17 protein-coding genes are annotated in these 15,914 nt (G+C 45.3%); 2 read left to right on the top strand and 15 right to left on the bottom strand.

All coding sequences use genetic code 11. The features are described from left to right. Window positions 1–10: 10 nt before the first annotated feature. The 9 genes from FC26_RS09460 to FC26_RS09420 all read right to left on the bottom strand — a co-directional run bounded on the left by FC26_RS09460 (window position 11) and on the right by FC26_RS09420 (window position 7,750). Window positions 11–1,162: an ABC transporter permease gene (locus tag FC26_RS09460; protein WP_057779980.1), complete on the bottom strand. Its 1,152-nt coding sequence runs from the start codon at window positions 1,160–1,162 to the stop codon at window positions 11–13. Further along, entirely contained in the window at window positions 1,162–1,884 is a 723-nt protein-coding gene (locus FC26_RS09455) for an ABC transporter ATP-binding protein (protein WP_057779978.1), read from the bottom strand. The genes FC26_RS09460 and FC26_RS09455 overlap by 1 nt, the downstream gene beginning before the upstream one ends. A gap of 172 nt (window positions 1,885–2,056) precedes the next feature. Continuing rightward, window positions 2,057–2,395 carry a hypothetical protein gene (locus FC26_RS09450; RefSeq protein ID WP_057779976.1) on the bottom strand — a complete coding sequence of 113 codons (339 nt, stop codon included), beginning with the start codon at window positions 2,393–2,395 and terminating at the stop codon, window positions 2,057–2,059. A 236-nt stretch (window positions 2,396–2,631) separates the two neighbouring features. Next, complete coding sequence (locus FC26_RS09445) at window positions 2,632–3,135, bottom strand: MerR family transcriptional regulator (RefSeq protein ID WP_057779974.1); 504 nt, start codon at window positions 3,133–3,135, stop codon at window positions 2,632–2,634. A gap of 14 nt (window positions 3,136–3,149) precedes the next feature. Beyond that, entirely contained in the window at window positions 3,150–3,707 is a 558-nt protein-coding gene (locus FC26_RS09440; RefSeq protein ID WP_057779973.1) for a sugar O-acetyltransferase, read from the bottom strand. An 85-nt stretch (window positions 3,708–3,792) separates the two neighbouring features. Then, window positions 3,793–4,635, bottom strand: a complete 843-nt coding sequence (locus FC26_RS09435) for an SDR family NAD(P)-dependent oxidoreductase (protein ID WP_057779971.1) — start codon at window positions 4,633–4,635, stop codon at window positions 3,793–3,795. Between the two features lie 126 nt (window positions 4,636–4,761). Then, a complete protein-coding gene (locus FC26_RS12580) occupies window positions 4,762–5,370 on the bottom strand; it encodes a helix-turn-helix transcriptional regulator (protein ID WP_157061167.1) in 609 nt (202 codons plus the stop codon). Window positions 5,371–5,492: 122 nt separating this feature from the next. Further along, window positions 5,493–6,236 (bottom strand): DUF4811 domain-containing protein, encoded by a 744-nt coding sequence (locus tag FC26_RS09425; RefSeq protein WP_083483812.1) that lies wholly within the window; start codon window positions 6,234–6,236, stop codon window positions 5,493–5,495. Then, window positions 6,233–7,750: an MDR family MFS transporter gene (locus tag FC26_RS09420; RefSeq protein ID WP_057779970.1), complete on the bottom strand. Its 1,518-nt coding sequence runs from the start codon at window positions 7,748–7,750 to the stop codon at window positions 6,233–6,235. The genes FC26_RS09425 and FC26_RS09420 overlap by 4 nt, the downstream gene beginning before the upstream one ends. Before the next feature lie 145 nt (window positions 7,751–7,895). Here FC26_RS09420 and FC26_RS09415 point away from each other — a divergent pair, with 145 nt between their 5' ends. After that, window positions 7,896–8,462: a TetR/AcrR family transcriptional regulator gene (locus FC26_RS09415; protein ID WP_057779969.1), complete on the top strand. Its 567-nt coding sequence runs from the start codon at window positions 7,896–7,898 to the stop codon at window positions 8,460–8,462. A 171-nt stretch (window positions 8,463–8,633) separates the two neighbouring features. On the opposite strand, the gene FC26_RS09410 is transcribed toward FC26_RS09415, so the two are convergent. From FC26_RS09410 to FC26_RS09400, 3 genes are all read right to left on the bottom strand, one after another. After that, window positions 8,634–9,476, bottom strand: a complete 843-nt coding sequence (locus FC26_RS09410) for a histidine phosphatase family protein (protein WP_057779967.1) — start codon at window positions 9,474–9,476, stop codon at window positions 8,634–8,636. 222 nt (window positions 9,477–9,698) lie between these two features. Then, window positions 9,699–11,033: a branched-chain amino acid transport system II carrier protein gene (brnQ, locus tag FC26_RS09405; protein ID WP_057780318.1), complete on the bottom strand. Its 1,335-nt coding sequence runs from the start codon at window positions 11,031–11,033 to the stop codon at window positions 9,699–9,701. A 148-nt stretch (window positions 11,034–11,181) separates the two neighbouring features. Further along, window positions 11,182–11,598, bottom strand: coding sequence for a MerR family transcriptional regulator (locus FC26_RS09400; RefSeq protein ID WP_057779966.1), 417 nt, complete (start codon window positions 11,596–11,598; stop codon window positions 11,182–11,184). 115 nt (window positions 11,599–11,713) lie between these two features. On the opposite strand from FC26_RS09400, the gene FC26_RS09395 reads away from it, so the two are divergent. Then, window positions 11,714–12,691 carry an aldo/keto reductase gene (locus FC26_RS09395; protein ID WP_083483811.1) on the top strand — a complete coding sequence of 326 codons (978 nt, stop codon included), beginning with the start codon at window positions 11,714–11,716 and terminating at the stop codon, window positions 12,689–12,691. Between the two features lie 69 nt (window positions 12,692–12,760). Here the strand turns inward: FC26_RS09395 and FC26_RS09390 are convergent, their stop codons facing one another. The 3 genes from FC26_RS09390 to FC26_RS09380 all read right to left on the bottom strand — a co-directional run bounded on the left by FC26_RS09390 (window position 12,761) and on the right by FC26_RS09380 (window position 15,849). Then, window positions 12,761–13,102 (bottom strand): ArsR/SmtB family transcription factor, encoded by a 342-nt coding sequence (locus FC26_RS09390; protein WP_057779964.1) that lies wholly within the window; start codon window positions 13,100–13,102, stop codon window positions 12,761–12,763. 61 nt (window positions 13,103–13,163) lie between these two features. Further along, window positions 13,164–15,032, bottom strand: a complete 1,869-nt coding sequence (locus FC26_RS09385; RefSeq protein ID WP_057779960.1) for a heavy metal translocating P-type ATPase — start codon at window positions 15,030–15,032, stop codon at window positions 13,164–13,166. A gap of 145 nt (window positions 15,033–15,177) precedes the next feature. Then, a complete protein-coding gene (locus tag FC26_RS09380) occupies window positions 15,178–15,849 on the bottom strand; it encodes a TVP38/TMEM64 family protein (protein ID WP_057779959.1) in 672 nt (223 codons plus the stop codon). Between the last annotated feature and the right edge of the window lie 65 nt (window positions 15,850–15,914).

The raw sequence follows: 15,914 nt of genomic DNA, 5'->3' as shown, positions 1-15,914 counted from the left end.
TTGTCATCCCTTAAACTTTTCGATAACGCTTGAGACCGTTAATATTCAGTATGGTCAAAACGACCAAGAAAATCAATAGAACTCCGATATCTAATCCTAGTGATAGGATGCTCTTTCCTTGCATCATGATGGCCGTCACCGCATCCCCGGAGTACTTAATTGGAATCACGTACGAGATATCTTGAATCCAGCTAGCCATGGAATCCATCGGAATAATGCCGGAGAAGAAAACCTGTGGAATGACCACAATTGGAATAAACTGCATCATCTGGAACTCGGACCGTGCAAACGTTGAGAGGAAGATCCCAAATGAGAGGGCGACCAGTGCCAAAACCAGGTTAATCACGATAATACCAATCATACTACCGACAACTTCGACCCCCAGTAACCAGACCGTTGCCAATACGATCACGATCGTCTGAATCACCGCCAAAATACCGTAACTGGCCATGTATCCGAAAATAATTTCAGACCGTTTGACGGGGGTTGCTAGTAGGCGATCAAGCGTTCCACTCGTCCGTTCTTTTAACAACGCCATCCCCGAAATAAGGAAGACAAAGAAGAAAACAAAGAAACCCATTAAAATTGGTAACATCTTATCAAAGAAGCCGGTATCAGCATCCCCGTATACGTAGTGGTTGGTAATTTTAGGCGTTGCGGCCGTTGATTGGTTGGTCTGACTAGTCGTCGTTGCCAGTTGTGCCTGGGCACTGGCCGGTAGCGTACTTTGTAATTTAGCAATGGTTGCCTTCGCCAAAATTAATTGCTGCTTCATACCATTCACATTAGTAGCCGTCAATGCCGTCTTAAAGGCCATTTTCACGGCTGAGGTTTTACTTGAGTCCGTGTTAGCATATGTCAGGCTGTAATCACTGCCCTTTTTGTGAATAATGGCGTCCACCTTATCATCCTTTAGTGCCGTCTTGGCCTTGGCCTGCGTGCTATAAGTATGCACGTCGACGTGTTTCACATCCCCTAGCGTTGTATTCAAACTGCTGGAAACGTTGACTGTGGCAATATCGACACTGGTCGTTGAGTTGGCCGTAAAAATAACGCTCATCAGCCATAATACAAAAATCGGTGCAACAAACATCAACGCTAACGTTCTTTTATCGCGGAATAGCTCTTTCAGTACCCGCTTCATAATTGCAATTGTACGCATTATAAGACCCCCTCCGCCTTCAAAAAGACGTCTTCAATCGACTTAGCTTCATACTGTGCTTTCAACACGTCTGGTTGATCAAACGCCATCACCTTACCACCGAGTAGTAGCGCGACCTTATCGACCAGTTCCGCTTCATCCATCACGTGAGTCGTGATCAAAATTGAACGGCCCTCGTCACGAATGTGATTGAGTTCTTTCCAAATTTGACGCCGCAGAGCAGGATCAATCCCGACCGTGGGTTCGTCTAAAATTAATAGTTCTGGATTACCAAGCAACGCGATGGCTAATGATAAACGTCGCATCATCCCACCAGAATAGTTCGTGACCCGCTTATCCAAGTCCTCTGTCAAATCAACAACCTGCGCAACATGGGCGATCGATGTTTTGATCTCATCCTTCGCAATTCCCTTCATTTGGGCATAAAACTTTAAATTTTCCCGCGCTGAAAGTGACTCGTACAACGCGTCTGTTTGGGCCATGTAGCCAATTCGACTCAGTAATTCTCGATTCGGCATTACCTCATTGAAAACTTTGGCGCTTCCACCGTCAGCGACTTCCATCCCCAACGTTGTTTTGATAACCGTTGATTTACCAGCACCCGATGGCCCAATCAAGCCCACAATCTCACCGGACTGAACAGTCAAATTAATGTCTTCCAGCACGGTTTGTTTCCCAAACTTTTTCACCAAATGAGTTAATTCAATAATTGCATTTGCCATTGCTCTTCCTCCATTTTCGATATAAGTGATTAATCACTCACCTTTTAAAGTGAGTATATACTCACTTTTTTATTTCGTCAATAGTTTCTCAACTAAACTCCTTGCAAAGATCCCCACCTTTGCGACAAAAAAGACGTATTAGCCGGCATTCAAACCAACTAATACGTCTTTTTTAATAGGCACTCGAAAGTGAAGCAATCGCTGCTGCAAACACGAAAACATATAACAGTACACCGACAATGGCCAGTAAGAATTGAAACAGCCCTGCGCGATTCCACGTTGCCTGAACCGCTTTGAACGTTTCAATGTCACGATAATTGCCCTTTTGCCAAGCCCATTCGTTGCCTTTAAAACCACATACAAAAATCCAAACTAAATTAAAAACTGGAATTAAGCACAGCAGGGGTAGATACGATTTATTACCAATACCCCAAAAAATATTGTACATAAAGGCGCCCCAGTTCCACCCACAAATCTCGGCTGGGGTTACCTTACTTTCTTCGTCTAACATGTGTCGTCCTCCCAATAGTGACGCTTAGTGTCCGCAATTATCAGGGTCATATCCCTCATTAACCCGATTTTTACATAATAGAATACTACCTGTTCACTAACCGTGACACAAGACGTTCGTCACGATTTGCGGAAATTGTCGATCACACGTCACTTAGATCGTGTTCAATCATCGTTACCAGTACTAATACAGATCCTTGTCTACGTCGCATTTACCATTAATGATTCCAATTTTAGTTACTCGATATCATCCTGGTTATCCGTTTTGGGGAGGTCAATTAGCTGACGTAAGTCCGTACAATGCTTAAGTTCTTCATCATAGAGCTGCTTCGTCCTCTCATCAACACTCTTGGTTCCCGGTGCAAAGTGGATCGCCTCTGTTTTCGCCTCCACCGAAGTTTTATAGTACCATTTTTTATAACGCAAAAAAGCGAGCTGATGTTGCATTTCCACAATTCGGTTCTGCAGCATCTGCTCTTCTTTATCTAAATAATCGTAACGGGCTTTCAACGTCCCATCGCCTTGCATGCACAACTGAATGAAATGCCCAATATCTTTTACGGGAACACCACTTTTTTTAAGACAGTCAATGACCTCGATAAAGTTCAAATCATTTTGCTTGAACACTCGCCGGCCAGCTTGATCACGAGCGACAAATGGTAACAATCCTTGACGATCATAGAAACGTAAAGCCGAGGTATTAATCCCCATAATTTTGGCGACATCTCCAATTGAATACATGTTTCATTTCTCCTTTATTCCACCAGTTTTTCCAATTCGCGCGCGGGGACACCACCAACAACCCGATTATCTGGAACATCTTTGGTCACGACCGCCCCCGAAGCAATCACCACGTTATTCCCAATGGTAACTCCAGGATTGATCGTGACCTTTCCGCCAATCCAAACATCATTTCCAATCGTGACTGGTTGTGCTCGGGCCAAATAATCTCGCCGTCCCTGCGCTGTTAACGGATGATTAACCGTATAAATATCGACGTTGGGACCAATCATAACGTGATCACCAATTGTAACAGGTGCAATATCCAGAATTGTCAGATTGTAATTACTCAAAAAATCATTTCCAACATGAATATTTTGACCATTATCACAATTAAAAGTTGCCTGAACTGAAAGGTTATTGCCAGCAGATCCCAAAATTTCACGCATTTTAGCGGTCTGTTGTTGCGGATCAGTGGCCGAAATTTGGTTAAATTCCTGACAAAGTCTTGCGGCCCGCGCCTTTTGTGTAGCAACCTCGGCATCTAAAAAATAGTACCAATCGCCTGCTCTTAGTTTATCCATCTCTGTCATTATCTTAAGCTCCTTTAATATTAATTCAAGTTTAACTACTTTCTAAAAGAAAAGCTGGAATTTGATCATTCCAGCACTATTCTGGTTACTTCTCGCGCTGATCAGCCGAAACAGATAAGTCATAATTGGCCTGAAACAACTGCTCCATTTGCGAATACTTTTCAATGGCCGTATCAACCGCAAATTTTCCCAGAGGAAGACGCAACGGCAACGTTGCTTGATGATTCATAACCTGATCGTAAATAATGCGTGCCGCACGATCGGGATCTCCGGGTTCATGGTGCGCCCCCTTTTCATTATCTTCAATAAATTGCTTAAGTGGCGCATAATCGCTGTGTGTTGGTAGCATCTTATGTGAGGAGCGACCAGCCCAATCAGTACGAAACCCACTTGGTTCAACCAGCATGACTTTAATTCCTAAATTTTGCACTTCTTTGGCAATCGTCTCACTGATCCCCTCCACTGCATATTTACTACCATGGTAAAAAGCCAGCGTTGGAAATGAATATAAGCCACCAATTGATGAAAAATTAACGATGGTTCCTGTGCCTTGGTGTCGCATCACCGGTAAAACCGTGCGAGTCATATTCACCAATCCCCAAACGTTAACATCAAATACTTGCTTCGCATCTAAGAGATCACTTTCTTCAAAACTACCAAAGTACCCAATACCAGCATTGTTCACCAGCACATCAACACGTTGAAACTGTTCCATTGCGCTACCAACTGCTCGTTCTATCTGCTCAGGCTGCGTCACATCTAACGACTGTTTCAAAATTTGGCCCCGATTATACTGATCTAAATAAGTAAGATCAGCCGTATGACGTGCAGTCGCCACTAAATTAATATCCGGCTGTTGCGCTAAATAAGTTGCTAGTGACCGGCCAAATCCAGTCGATGTACCTGTTATCATCCATGTTTTTTTCATTTGTGCTCTAACTTCCTTTCAACTAATAACACCTTCAGTCTACAAGTTGAACATATGTTAAAGTCAACGGGTGAACTAAAAAAACTCGTTAATTCCTGTCTTTAACAAGAACTAACGAGCCTAAAATTATTTTGAATTTCGCCCGAGCAACGCGGATAGCCATACGACCACGGCCGCCACACTAGTGCCGGTAAGGACCCCAGCCGTCCATGCATCCAATCCTCGCCAATATATCGCGACGCCATTCACCAAAATTAGGATGATTAGTAGCGTGATGCCATAGTGGCTTGCCGCGACCGGTTGCCGCTTAGTCAACTGACGATACCGACTCGTCGCATTCATCAAAACCACTAAATTAGCGAGAGTAATCATGCTAATCATTAAAATCTGGCCGGACCCTAACTCAAAAGATCGCGTTTTTAACACTGCCATTCCGAGCACAATCACGAGCAGAATATCCACCATTAGTGACGCCCAGTAAATTTGCCGTGACTGCTTTAATTCTGCTTCTTTTTTCTTCAGATCCTCAATCATTGCCTGATCCCCCTTCAACAAATCATCAAGGGCCGTATGATAGAGTTCACTTAAAGTAATTAAACTCGCAATGTCCGGATAACTTCGACCGGTTTCCCAACTCGAAATTGTCTGCCGTGCAACATGAATTTGATCGGCCACCTGTTGTTGAGTTAACTGCTGGCGTTTTCGTGCCAAAACTAATTGATCTCCAATTTTCATCTCTATCACCATCCCTAACTGTACCGTATCAAGGTTAATTTCATTATACTAGCTCAGAACGGTTGCCAGTCTATTTCCCGGGAAATAGGTTAGCTGAGAATCTTGGCATGGTCACTAATCTCCTAGTCGAGTAATTTTTTAAGTTGTTGAATCGTTACTTTGGCGGTTTGCTGGTTTGTGTATTGTTCAATTTGCCGCTGGCTCGCGGTTGGATGCTGTTGTTGATACTGGGCAACCTTTTGCCCAATTACAACTTTCAATTGTGCCGTTTGCGCTTGATTCGTCGTCATTTTTGTTTGCACAGCGCCCAAGCGTTTTGCCTGGGAAGTTGTCAATACTAACCACGTCTCCCGTGGCACAGTTACAACAGAACGTCGACTAATTAGTTGGTTGTGGCTGTCACCCACCTGCAACCAAAATTGAGCTGCTTTGGATTGCCAAACCCATTTTTTGGTTGTTGTCGTCACCGCTGCCTGCTTAACGTTACGCCGTCGATACGTTGCCTTCTGTTTAACAGCATTAATCGTATCATCCGTATCGGGTACAAAGTGCGCGGCGGCTTTAGCGTCGGCAGCATGGGTTTTATACATCATGACATACCGGCCTGAAATCGTCCCAACCTGCTTTGTGATGAGGAGGCTCACGGGCGACTGCTTGCTGCCAGCCGAGTAAATTCTTTTGGTATGCGTAATTGTTTCAACACGCATGCCCCAGTGCGATGACATATTCGCACTAACCGCGCCAACGGCTAGTAGCAGTAGACCAGCGACAATGAGACTGCTAATCCAACGCAACGCTCGCGCATTAATCAGCGTTATCGTTCCAATTAAGATCAATGCCAGCGCGATAATAACCCAAATAATCATGCTGCTCCCTCCCCATCAGTTACTCGTTGTGAATGGCTTTTCAACCAAAAGGCTAATATTAACCCGCAGATCGCAAAACCAAGACCAACAATAAAGGCCACTCTAAATCCGTCCATCGACGCATTCAAATATTGATCCGCATATTTGAGTGGATTCAATGTTTTCAAATGTTTTGCCGGTTCATTTTGATTGATGACGTTTTGCGTAATCGAGGTCAAAATTGCAGTCCCCACGGAGGAAGCCACTTGCCGTGCAGTATTATTGACCGCCGTACCATCCGTTGCCTTTTCAATGGGTAAAGCAGCCATCGCTTCAGTCGTCAGTGGCATCAATACCAACGCAATACCAATCATCCGTAGTGCGTACATCACCACAATTGTAAGCGTCGTTGTCGAAATATCGATGAAGGCAAACGGAATCGTCCCAATTGCTAAGATACTAAATCCCGCAATTGTTAGCCGCTGAATGCCGGCCTTTTCGTAGAGCTTGCCCGCAATTGGCGAAAACAGGCCCATCAATAAGGCACCCGGCAATAAGGTGAGACCGGAATCTAATGCCGATAATCCGTGAACATTTTGTAGATAGGTGGGAAGCATCATTTCTACCCCCATCATCGCCATTGTCGAAAGCACCATCGCGAGGGTGGTCAATGTGAAACGCTTAGACTTAAAAACCCGTACATCTAAAAATGGGTCTTCTAATCTTAACTGGCGCCAAACAAGCAGACCAATGAGTAAAACACCCCCCATGATCGGGCTGACCACCGTTGCAAGATCTCCCCAACCATCTGACGAAACATTCGTGAATCCCAGTAAGAAGAGCCCAAACCCGACGCTGGATAAAACGAGTGATAGCCAGTCGAGCGATACATCTTCTTTTTTGATCACATCTTTGATTAGAAATGGAGATAACACCACTGCAATCACAATAACGGCCAGTGGCAGATAAAATATCGTCCGCCATGAGTTAGAAATCGTTAAACCGAAAATGACGTGATTTTGATCCAAAATCCACCCTGTCAAAGTTGGGCCGAGTGCCGGTGCCATCCCAACAACGAGTCCCATCAGCCCCATCGCAGTGCCACGTTCTTGCGCGTCGTAAATATTGACAATAATAATTTGTAGTAGTGGCATCATCACCCCTACGGCCAAGGCCGCAATGATTCGACCAAATACAAAGAGTAGCCACATATCATGCTGTGCCGGTGTAAACGCTGAAATTGCGACTCCCAATGCTAAGCAGATATAGGCCATTATGGATAACTGGTTAACCGAAAATTTCTTAATTAAAAATGATGAAATGGGTACCATAATGGCGCTTGCCAGAATAAACCAAGTTGTCGCTTGTTGTGCGGTTGATAAATTGATGTCAAACACCGTCATCAACCGTGGTAAGGCCGTGCCGAGTGATGTCTGCATTAGTGCTGCAGCAAAAGTTGCAAACAGCGACAAGGCTAGCATTAGTCCACGATGATAGGGTTTCCCGTTGACATCATAATGATTAGTTGTGTTCATTGCTTTCCCTCCTCGTATATAGATAACGAGAATTTATTCTAATCGGTTTTTGAGAAAGACCCCAGCACAAAATAAAACGAAATGTTGAAAATCCAACACAATATATGATTTTGCTGTATGATAAATAACAAAAAGGAGCATTTTGATGAAATATACTCGTAAAACGGATCATACTCGCCAGCAAATTATTGACTCGCTACTTGATAATATGGCGACAACCGATTTTGAAAAGATTACCGTGAACGACCTGGTGACGCCGATCTTTCTCGATCGAAGTACTTTTTACCGTTATTTCGATGACAAATACGACCTTCTCGATCAAATTGAACAACAGGTACTATCAGCCATCACCTCCCGGCCAGCCCCGCCAAGCAGTGCTCAACTCAATGACGAGGTATTGGCACAGGCAGCCCATTTTTTTGAGACTAACCGCCCCATTCTCAGTATCTTACTTGGTCCACACGGCATGCCATCTTTCGAGCAACGCCTCAAACGAGAAATGAGTTCACACTTTCAGCAACTTTTTCTCCGGCATGAAACACCCAACACCGAATTAACTATTCTCAGTGATCTCCTCATTACAATGGTGATTCACACCCTCAAAACCTGGGTTCTCGGCACAGATGATATTAACCTCACCGAAACACTAATCTTGCTGCGTTCCGTTATTGACCACGGTATTTATGATACCGTTCAAAAATATCGTCATTAAAAAGCGTCCGATCAACGATCAAACGCTTCTGTGTTGTGTGTGTAAATTTAAATTCCCCATCACCTAAGCGATGAGCTTTTAGAAATGCCGCAGGTTGATTGCCGGTTTGTCGAACAGACAACCGTGGTAACGACATTTCACAGATATGCCGCTGAGCTGAATAATTGCGATTTACTTGGTTTCGTCGGCACCCTTGTTCACGTAGTGCAAAGAACCAATGGCGCCGTGAATAGTAAAGTGGCCATTCTTATAAACTAGCTTCGTAACGGCTGCATTTTTCAATGGTGCTCCCGTGTACTTTTTGGTATTCAATGTCGATAGGTATTCGTTAATCGACATTCCCGAACTCACCACTAACACGTTACCACCCCCATCTTTTTGGGTTGTCTTGGCAATATGTGTCAGTTCTTTTTGCATTCGATTTTGAACTTGGGTTGAACTTTCAGCCCGATCGCTTTTGGCTAATTTTGTATTTTGTGAGTTTTCTTGATCCAGTTTATAGTAGGCGTTCTGAAGCTTATTCCAGTAATCCTTACCCGTTTGCTTCATGAATTCATCGCCGTTCGCATAACCGTAAACACCGGCAATTTTATTGTTATCGGCTTGAATACTATCGCCTTCAAAACTTCCGTAACCCCCTTCACGAAGGTTTTTAGTTGTATGGATTTTAACTTGATCGTTGCCAGAATGATCTAGCGCGTGATCGGCAGTGACTTCCTGACGCGTCAGATTGCCAGTATACGCACTCTTGAAATGAACCCCCTTGAGGCCATTACCCAAGTCGTTAGCCACTTCAATTCCATTTTTAGTCAGTGGAAAATCACTAGATCCCTGGACCCGGCTCATCACATTCCCAGTCGTTTCTCCATGGCGGGTCAGGTAAATCGTCACCGTTTTGTTCGAACTCGCCTGAGTCGTCGGTGCCTGACTTCCGAAAATTACACCACCAGCTAATAAGCCAGCAAACGTCGTGACGATCTTAATTCCAAAATGCTTGTTCACCAAATTCAACATCTAAATACTCCCCTTTTTTGATTTGAATCACTCAGCAGCAATTTAAATGTAAGCGTTTTATATCGGTGTGTCAATAAAAAAGTAAACCCTTTTACGTATTGTTATATCAACGTTTATTCAACATCATTTACTGTTCATCCTATTAACATCAGCAGCATATAACGATTAGAATAACAAAAAAGCACGATCAACAAACTCCTCGTTGATCGTGCTAAATATTAATTATCTTGTTTGACGGTAGACTCGTTGTAATCCGAGTCCCAGTACTAACCCAATCAAAGCTGGGACTGTCCAACCTAGCCCCATACTGAATCCGGGTAACCAATTGCCAATGTGCAATAGTGTCGCTACCCAACCAGTATGCAAACTAGCTGGCATGGCGTTCAGGCCGTCAAAGATCGCTGGAAAAATGGTGAATAAGGTCACGGTTCCGAATAACCACCGCGATTCACCAAGAATTGGCGACAGTAGTCCGAGTAAAATTAATGTGATTGCTAACGGATAGATAAAATATAAAATTGGTGTCGAAATTACCAATAACCGCTCCAACCCGACATTCGCAAAGATCAGTGGCACCACACTGGCAATTCCAATCAGCAATTGGTACGGCACCCGTGGGAATAGTTCCTTGAATGTATCCCCAAACGCTGTAATCAATCCGATTGCCGTTTTGAGACAGGCAATAATCACAATCACCGCTAACAGCCCGTTACCGAAATCACCAAAGTATGCGTGCGCCACGTTGGCTAAAATAGGGCCACCGTTTTCAGCGCGGGCAAAGGGTCCCAGAGCGTTGCGTCCTAGTAGGGCTAACAGGCCATAGATGACCGCCATCAGCAGGACTGCTAAGCCACCGGCCCGAATCGTATCGCGGGCAATTTGTGTAGGCTGCGTCACACCGAGGCCCTTAATGGCGTTCACAACAATAATGCCAAATGCTAGTGCGGCTAGCGCATCCATCGTTGAGTAGCCAGCCGTAAATCCGGCCACCAGTGGGACGCTCGCATAGCTCCCAGCTGCTGCCTGACCATGCCCCAACGGCTTGATCAGAACCATCAGTAATAAAATGCCTAATAATATAAGAAATGCAGGTGTGAGTACCTTGCCGACGTATACCATAATTTTTGATGGTTTACGGGCAAACCACCAGGCCACCGCAAAGAAAATTACCGAGTAGAGTAACAGTCCGCCACCCTGATGATGTACCGACACAAAGGGGGTTAGCCCCACCGAATATGAGATCGATGCCAATCGCGGTAACGCGAAGAGCGGGCCAATACAAAGATATAAAAGGATCGTAAACGCGTAGGCGTAGGCTCGATTGACCTTATGTGCCAGGCTAAAGACCCCGTTGGTTTTCGTGATCCCAATAGCCGCCACCCCTAAAAGCGGTAACCCCACGCCTGAGATTAGAAACCCAATTAGTGCCGGCCAATAATTAGTACCGGCTTCCTGCCCAACAAAGGCCGGAAAGATTAAATTTCCGGCACCGAAAAACATGCCGAAAAGCATCATACCAATAAACAGCATGTCACGGCCGCTTAATTTTTTATTCATCATTTTTATTCCCACCCATAACTAAACTGGATTGAACATGCAATCCTAACTTCGTTATTTTAGCAATCTTCATTATGGGTGAACACAATTTATCGGCGGATCTCATGATGTTCTCATAATTTCATCTACTATTAGTTGTATATAATCATTAAACCTCATAATCTGGCTTATAATCGTTCCAGTCCGGTAACGTCATGTGGTGTTCTTCCGCCGTTTTAATATCGGAATAGAAGGCCACCTTTTGCGTAATGTGTTGTTGATATTTTTGTAACTGTGCCAATTGGGTTTCCACTTTTTCCTTATGCTCATTCAACAGGTCTAAAATTTGATTGAGATCATCACCGGTCTCTTTGTACTGCAACAGCACCTGTAGCTCTTTCATCGACATTCCTGAATTTTTGAAACACAAAATACTGTTCAGCTTGTCCAGATGTTGTCGATTGTAGATTCGATGATTATTCTCCTGATCCACATCCCGTAACAAGCCAATCCGTTCGTAATAGCGTAGCGTTGAGGGTGCCAAGTCGTACATTTTAGCGACTTCGGTAATCGTATAAGTTTCCATTCTTTAATTCTCCGTTTTTCTTGATTAATTACTTTACTTGAAGCATACTTCAACGTATATACTAAATGCAAGCGCTACAATTAACCAGTCAAATTACCATAAAGGAGTTTTTATAATGGAATTTCGTCAATTAGGAAAAACCGGATTTAAGATCAGTGAAGTCTCACTTGGCACTTGGCAACTTGGAGGCAAATGGGGCGCCCCATTTGATCCTAAAGACGCCGAGGAAACCCTCGAAGCCGCCTACGATCATGGCGTTAACTTTTTTGATACCGCCGACGGTTACCAAGACGGTCACAGTGAAAAAACCGTGGGCGCCTTCGTTAAAAAGCATCCCGACGTCCACTTCACCACGAAAATTGGACGCAAAGAAATGCCGCTTTCGGCAGAACATTTCAGTCCCAAATTTTTACGGCGGTATGTTGAAGAAAGCTTAACGAACATGGGACTCGATAGTCTCGATCAAGTATTGCTACACTGCCCACCCATCATGACCTACTATGCGCCCGAAACATTCCAAGCCCTCGATGACTTGAAAAAAGAAGGCAAAATTCTCAACTATGGTGTGAGCGTGGAACGCGTGGAAGAAGCTATCAAAGCCATGGACTACGACATTTCATCTGTTGAAATCATCTTCAACATGTTCCGTCTTCGTCCCGCCAACCTCTTCTTCGACCTCGCAAAGAAAAACAATGTCGGAATTTTAGCTCGGGTACCGCTTGCTAGCGGCCTCTTAACCGGTAAATTTACCGACGACACCCACTTCGAAAAAGACGACCACCGAAACTTCAACCGGGATGGTGCCGCCTTTGACAAGGGTGAAACTTTCTCCGGCGTTGACTACCATACCGGTGTTACCGCCGCTCAGGAACTCAAAGAACGCTTGCACACTGACAATCTGGCCGGCATCGCACTACGTTACATCTTAATGTATGATGCCGTGAGCGCTGTGATTCCGGGAGCCAGCAAGGCTTCACAAATCGAGCGCAACACGTCTGCTGCTGAATTACCAGCGCTCACCGATGATCAAATGGCCATCGTGCGTGACGTTTACGATAAATATATTAAAAATCCCGTTGAATATCTCTGGTAAGCTGTAATCAAAAATCCCGACGGACTAACTCAGTTAGTCTGCCGGGATTTTTTTGTTTCACGTGAAACACTAATGCCCTAGTGCGTGTTTTTCTTCAATATGGATTTTCGTGAGCGCGTAGATTTGTAAAACATGATCATCAGCCAACCGGTAAAAGATTTGTTTACCAGATCGATCACCAATGACCAGTCGCTCTTGTTTAAGTTGCCGTAATTGGTGCGATACCGTTGATTGCTCCAGCGATAATGCTTTGGCAATCTCGGTGACTGTGATCGGTTTTTTAGCAATGGTTAAAATAATTTTCATGCGGGTAGGATCACTCATCGTTTTGAAAACATTGAGAATCGTTTGTAATTCCGTATCGTCAGGAATTTCAATTTCTGTATTCTTTTTTTGGTTATCATCGTTCATTAGGCCGTTCTCCTCATTTGCACTAGCCATAGTTTACCAAACTTCGTCTCATTTGGAAAAATTATTTTCGCCGGACCAGCAGGAGCCGCAGCCCATTTAAAATAACAACCAGGGTACTCCCTTCGTGCACCGCAACGCCCCAAGCAATGTCCGTAATCTGCAAGACGTTGAGTACTATCAATAACGCAACAATCGACATTGCAATGACAATGTTTTCAATGACGATTCGGTTCATCTTGTTCGAAAGTCGGTGAGCGTACGTGAGTCGCGAAAGATCATTTTCAACAAGGACCACGTCTGCAACATCAATCGCCACGTCAGTTCCCGAACCCATCGCGATCCCGACATCGGCCGTTGCTAAGGCAGGCGCATCGTTGACTCCATCGCCGACCATTGCGATCGGCTGGGCCGTCTGACGCATCTGTTGAATGACATCAACCTTTTGTTCGGGTAACACATTAGTAATCGCTCGCTTAATCGACAGTGTTTGCGCCACCGCCTCACCCGTATGCTGGGCGTCGCCGGTAATCATCACCGTTTCTACTTGGTGGCGGTTGAAGTAGGCAATCGCCTCCTTGGCACTTTCTTTTGGCAGATCCATCATCGCGATTAACCCGACCACTTGATCATCTACCGCGACAAACACCACCGTCTTCCCTTGCTTTCCAAGCGTTTCAAACCGACTGAGAAATTCCGGTGCCACGTCAGTAAACCGCCCCGGCTTTCCAATCACATAGGTGTGCCCTTCAAAGTGTGCCGTTAACCCACGGCCAACCTCATTTTCCGACGTCAGTGTTGGGAGCTCGGTCACTTCACTGAATCCGGTCACAATCGCTTCAGCCAGCGGATGGTTACTTTGCTGTTCCATTGCTACGATAACCTGCGTTAATGCAAGCTGGTCGACCGTGTCACTGAAATAATGATCGGTCACGGCCGGCGTTCCCTGCGTGAGTGTGCCCGTCTTATCAAACGCGATCGCCTTGAGTTGTGCCAGATTTGATAGGAAGGCACCACCCTTGAAAAGGACGCCGTTACGAGCTAGGTTCGAAATTCCCGACAACGTGGCAGGAACAGCACTAGCTGCCAACGCGCATGGTGAAGCGGAAACGAGGAAGACGATCATTCGATAAAAGCTGGTCGTCCAGCTCCAGTGCAACAGATACGGACCGGCTAGCAAGACAACCGGCAGTAAAGCAATCACAATATTAACGTAAATCGGTTCAAACTTTTGGATCATCGTGGCCGTCTTCGTTGGCGAGGCCTGCGCGGCTTCCACCATCGTGATAATCTTCGCAAATACCGTCTCGTCGCTGGTCTTCGTTACGGTCATCTCAAACGTGGAATTACCGTTAATCGTACTACCAAAGACTGGGTCCCCCACCTGTTTTTCACGGGGAATACTTTCTCCGTTGATTGATGATTCATCAATACTGGCAATTCCCTGACTAATCGTTCCGTCCGTCGGTACCTGAGCGCCATTCAGAATTTGGAGTCGATCCCCAATTTCAAGCTGACTAACACCAACGACTTCAATTTCACCCTGTGCGTTAAACCGACGGGCCTCAACAGGGGCCATCTTGAGTAACGATGTAATTTCCTTGCGACTCTTGTTCTCCGCGTACTCCTCCAAAAAATGAGCACCCGCAAAAATCAAGATCAAAAGGGCCGCTTCCGTGAAACTCCCAATTACCATGGCACCGAGGGCCGCCGCAAACATCAAGACGTGAATATTGAGGGTCACGCGATGACGTTGCTTGGTACATTCAATGGTTTCTTCGATGCCTTCCCAAGCCACATGGTAACCGGCCACGAAAGTTGTCAAAACCATTAAAATGATCTGAACCAGGTTTAGCGATGTCGGCAACAGCAAGGCGATTAAAAACAGCCCGAGGCCAACAAAGTATAGCCAAAGTGGTGCGTATTTTCTCATTTTATGAACCCCCTTACATTCATTTTTGCACATATGAGCAGTCGTTCATTTGTATGCCCATAATATACGCAACTTCGCCGTCAAAGTCAACGTAAACCATAAAAAAGCTCACCAATTAGCTCATTGAACTAGCTAACTGATGAGTCTATTGCGTTGTTATTTTTCGATCGCGGTGGATAAGCCAGATAAGACCGGCAGAAGCACCAATCACAACGGCCGCGATAATGATACGGCTGAGCTTCAGGTGCAAAACCGCATCCCCGCCAAACGCGTAGAAGAAGGCCGTCGGAACACTCCCAATCAAAATGAGCAACTCCCACGAGCGCCGTTCAATCTGGAGTTTGCCAGCCGCAAAGTGCACCAATACATTGGGAATAAACGGGACGGCATAGCCCAGCATGACGCCAATCCGCGGGTGTCGCATTTTCAGTAGATCGTCCAAAATACGGGATTGTTTTTGCTTCTTCCGTAAATCTTCAAGGCGGTGAATGAAGCGGGAACCAATGGAATTGCCGAGACTAATGCCGACCACATTGGCCGCAAATCCCAAGGGGGCTCCGAGACACACGCCGCTGAGAATCGCGACCACCGAACTGGGTGCGCCGGGAATCATGGTGACCACTGTCACTAGCAGCGTAATGGGCACCACAGCGACCCACCCCCGACCGCGAAATAGTTGAATAAAATGCCGACGGCTAAACTGTTCGCTTCCAATTAAGCGTAACGCCGGAATGTAGTGCCATACTAGCAGTCCCAGTAACACAACGCCCAGAATGCCACCCACAATCGCGAGTCGCTGTCTCCGACTCAGTCTCATAGTGCTCCCCCCTTTGATTGTCAATTAGATCAAGTGTACCAGAACTCCCACTCGAATGGATCAGT

It is taken from the genome of Paucilactobacillus vaccinostercus DSM 20634, from assembly GCF_001436295.1.
Lineage (GTDB): Bacteria > Bacillota > Bacilli > Lactobacillales > Lactobacillaceae > Paucilactobacillus > Paucilactobacillus vaccinostercus.
Note: the sequence above shows the minus strand (reverse complement) of the source record. Positions and strands in the feature narration are given on the sequence as shown.

Bases quoted from the DNA above. Each gene is read 5' to 3' on its own strand.
- FC26_RS09445 (WP_057779974.1), bottom strand. From the start codon at position 3,135: ATGTATTCAATTGGAGATGTCGCCAAAATTATGGGGATTAATACCTCG.
- FC26_RS09435 (WP_057779971.1), bottom strand. From the start codon at position 4,635: ATGAAAAAAACATGGATGATAACAGGTACATCGACTGGATTTGGCCGG.
- FC26_RS12580 (WP_157061167.1), bottom strand. From the start codon at position 5,370: ATGAAAATTGGAGATCAATTAGTTTTGGCACGAAAACGCCAGCAGTTA.
- FC26_RS09380 (WP_057779959.1), bottom strand. From the start codon at position 15,849: ATGAGACTGAGTCGGAGACAGCGACTCGCGATTGTGGGTGGCATTCTG.
- FC26_RS09450 (WP_057779976.1), bottom strand. From the start codon at position 2,395: ATGTTAGACGAAGAAAGTAAGGTAACCCCAGCCGAGATTTGTGGGTGG.
- FC26_RS09455 (WP_057779978.1), bottom strand. From the start codon at position 1,884: ATGGCAAATGCAATTATTGAATTAACTCATTTGGTGAAAAAGTTTGGG.
- FC26_RS09385 (WP_057779960.1), bottom strand. From the start codon at position 15,032: ATGAGAAAATACGCACCACTTTGGCTATACTTTGTTGGCCTCGGGCTG.
- FC26_RS09415 (WP_057779969.1), top strand. From the start codon at position 7,896: ATGAAATATACTCGTAAAACGGATCATACTCGCCAGCAAATTATTGAC.
- FC26_RS09460 (WP_057779980.1), bottom strand. From the start codon at position 1,162: ATGCGTACAATTGCAATTATGAAGCGGGTACTGAAAGAGCTATTCCGC.
- FC26_RS09400 (WP_057779966.1), bottom strand. From the start codon at position 11,598: ATGGAAACTTATACGATTACCGAAGTCGCTAAAATGTACGACTTGGCA.
- FC26_RS09390 (WP_057779964.1), bottom strand. From the start codon at position 13,102: ATGAACGATGATAACCAAAAAAAGAATACAGAAATTGAAATTCCTGAC.
- brnQ (WP_057780318.1), bottom strand. From the start codon at position 11,033: ATGAATAAAAAATTAAGCGGCCGTGACATGCTGTTTATTGGTATGATG.
- FC26_RS09410 (WP_057779967.1), bottom strand. From the start codon at position 9,476: ATGTTGAATTTGGTGAACAAGCATTTTGGAATTAAGATCGTCACGACG.
- FC26_RS09395 (WP_083483811.1), top strand. From the start codon at position 11,714: ATGGAATTTCGTCAATTAGGAAAAACCGGATTTAAGATCAGTGAAGTC.
- FC26_RS09420 (WP_057779970.1), bottom strand. From the start codon at position 7,750: ATGAACACAACTAATCATTATGATGTCAACGGGAAACCCTATCATCGT.
- FC26_RS09440 (WP_057779973.1), bottom strand. From the start codon at position 3,707: ATGACAGAGATGGATAAACTAAGAGCAGGCGATTGGTACTATTTTTTA.
- FC26_RS09425 (WP_083483812.1), bottom strand. From the start codon at position 6,236: ATGATTATTTGGGTTATTATCGCGCTGGCATTGATCTTAATTGGAACG.